Origin of the sequence: Exiguobacterium sp. s50 (genome assembly GCF_018618175.1) — a bacterium.
Classification (GTDB): domain Bacteria; phylum Bacillota; class Bacilli; order Exiguobacteriales; family Exiguobacteriaceae; genus Exiguobacterium; species Exiguobacterium chiriqhucha.
The window spans coordinates 1-3,006 of the sequence record NZ_JACSLP010000021.1; the positions used below are offsets into that span (position 1 = coordinate 1).

The 3,006-nt window shown below is 54.7% G+C and carries 1 rRNA gene; it reads right to left on the reverse strand.

What is annotated here, in order from left to right:
* Positions 1 to 6 precede the first annotated feature (6 nt).
* Positions 7 to 2,920: ribosomal RNA gene (locus tag KNP68_RS14970) — 23S ribosomal RNA — on the reverse strand.
* Between the last annotated feature and the right edge of the window lie 86 nt (positions 2,921 to 3,006).

Consider the following 3,006-nt stretch of genomic DNA (forward strand, 5'->3'; position numbering starts at 1 on the left):
TTAGACTAGATCAAAGCCTCGACCGATTAGTATCATTCAGCTCCACACGTCGCCGTGCTTCCACCCATGACCTATCTACCTCATCGTCTCTGAGGGGTCTTTCTTGATTGCTCAAAGGGAAATCTCATCTCGGAGGGGGCTTCATGCTTAGATGCTTTCAGCACTTATCCCGTCCGCACGTAGCTACCCAGCGATGCTCCTGGCGGAACAACTGGTACACCAGCGGTGCGTCCATCCCGGTCCTCTCGTACTAAGGACAGCTCTCCTCAAATTTCCTGCGCCCACGACGGATAGGGACCGAACTGTCTCACGACGTTCTGAACCCAGCTCGCGTACCGCTTTAATGGGCGAACAGCCCAACCCTTGGGACCTACTCCAGCCCCAGGATGCGATGAGCCGACATCGAGGTGCCAAACCTCCCCGTCGATGTGGACTCTTGGGGGAGATCAGCCTGTTATCCCCAGGGTAGCTTTTATCCGTTGAGCGATGGCCCTTCCATGCGGAACCACCGGATCACTAAGCCCGACTTTCGTCCCTGCTCGACTTGTAGGTCTCGCAGTCAAGCTCCCTTCTGCCTTTGCACTCTTCGAATGATTTCCAACCATTCTGAGGGAACCTTTGGGCGCCTCCGTTACTGTTTAGGAGGCGACCGCCCCAGTCAAACTACCCACCTGACACGGTCCTCCAGCCGGATCACGGCTGCGAGTTAGAGACTCTATACGCAAAGGGTGGTATCCCAAGGGTGTCTCCACCGAAGCTGGCGCTCCGGCTTCACAAACTCCCACCTATCCTGTACATCGCGTACAAAGCCTCAATATCAGGCTGTAGTAAAGCTCCATGGGGTCTTTCCGTCCTGTCGCGGGTAACCTGCATCTTCACAGGTACTATGATTTCACCGGGTCTCTCGTTGAGACAGTGCCCAAATCGTTACGCCTTTCGTGCGGGTCGGAACTTACCCGACAAGGAATTTCGCTACCTTAGGACCGTTATAGTTACGGCCGCCGTTTACTGGGGCTTCGGTTCAGTGCTTCTCTTGCGATGACACATCCCCTTAACCTTCCAGCACCGGGCAGGCGTCAGCCCCTATACTTCATCTTGCGATTTAGCAGAGACCTGTGTTTTTGCTAAACAGTCGTTTGGGCCTATTCACTGCGGCTTATGTTGCCATAAGCGTCCCTTCTCCCGAAGTTACGGGACCATTTTGCCGAGTTCCTTAACGAGAGTTATCCCGCGCGTCTTAGAATTCTCATCTCGCCTACCTGTGTCGGTTTACGGTACTGGCGCCGACCTCCTTACTAGAGGCTTTTCTTGGCAGCGTGAAATCCGGTACTTCGCCCTACGGGCTCCACGTCACAGCTCAACCTTGTGTGCCGGGCGGATTTGCCAACCCGACGGCCTCGCTGCTTGTCCGTGCACTTCCAGTCGCACGGTTACCTTATCCTTCTGCGTCCCCCCATCGTTCAAACGGTGGTACGGCGGTACAGGAATATCAACCTGTTGTCCATCGCCTACGCCTTTCGGCCTCGGCTTAGGTCCAGACTAACCCTGAGCGGACGAGCCTTCCTCAGGAAACCTTGGGCTTTCGACGGAGGGGATTCTCACCCCTCTTTTCGCTACTCACACCGGCATTCTCACTTCCAAGCGCTCCACGGCTCCTCACGATACCGCTTCACTGCTGCTTGGAACGCTCCCCTACCATCCCTTACGGGATCCATAGCTTCGGTGGTATGTTTAGCCCCGTTACATTTTCGGCGCGGCGTCACTCGACTAGTGAGCTATTACGCACTCTTTGAATGGTGGCTGCTTCTAAGCCAACATCCTAGTTGTCTGTGCAACGCCACATCCTTTTCCACTTAACATACACTTTGGGACCTTAGCTGATGGTCTGGGCTGTTTCCCTTTCGACTACGGATCTTATCACTCGCAGTCTGACTCCCGAGTACAAGTTGCCGGCATTCGGAGTTTGACTGAATTCGGTAACCCTGTGGGGGCCCCTAGTCCAATCAGTGCTCTACCTCCGGAACTCTACACCTCGAGGCTAGCCCTAAAGCTATTTCGGGGAGAACCAGCTATCTCCAGGTTCGATTGGCATTTCACCGCTACCCACACCTCATCCCCGCACTTTTCAACGTGCGTGGGTTCGGACCTCCAGTCAGTGTTACCTGACCTTCATCCTGGACATGGGTAGATCACCTGGTTTCGGGTCTACGACGACGGACTGATGCGCCCTATTCAGACTCGCTTTCGCTGCGGCTCCGCCTCATCGGCTTAACCTCGCCCGCCATCGTAACTCGCCGGTTCATTCTACAAAAGGCACGCCATCACCCGTTAACGGGCTCTGACTACTTGTAGGCATACGGTTTCAGGATCTGTTTCACTCCCCTTCCGGGGTGCTTTTCACCTTTCCCTCACGGTACTGGTTCACTATCGGTCACTAGGAAGTATTTAGCCTTGGGAGATGGTCCTCCCGGATTCCGACGGGGTTTCACGTGTCCCGCCGTACTCAGGATCCACTCTGGAGGGGATACGATTTCGGCTACAGGGCCGTCACCTTCTCTGGCCGACCTTTCCAGGTCGTTCACCTATCCTATCCCTTTGTAACTCCGTATAGAGTGTCCTACAACCCCAGGAAGCATGCTTCCTGGTTTGGGCTGTTCCCGTTTCGCTCGCCGCTACTCAGGGAATCGAATTTTCTTTCTCTTCCTCCGGGTACTTAGATGTTTCAGTTCCCCGGGTTTGCCTCACGCCGTGCTATGTATTCACACGGGTGTCCCGCCAGTCTCCCGGCGGTGGGTTCCCCCATTCGGATACCCCTGGATCAATGTGTACTTACCACTCCCCAGGGCATTTCGCTGTTCGTCGCGTCCTTCATCGGCTCCTAGTGCCAAGGCATCCACCGTACGCCCTTTCTACCTTGATCTAGCGTCTAAGACACACGGTCCTCACGGACCATATGTGAAATAATTGGTTTGATGTCTTGATGAATCTTCAGTTTTCAAGGAACAA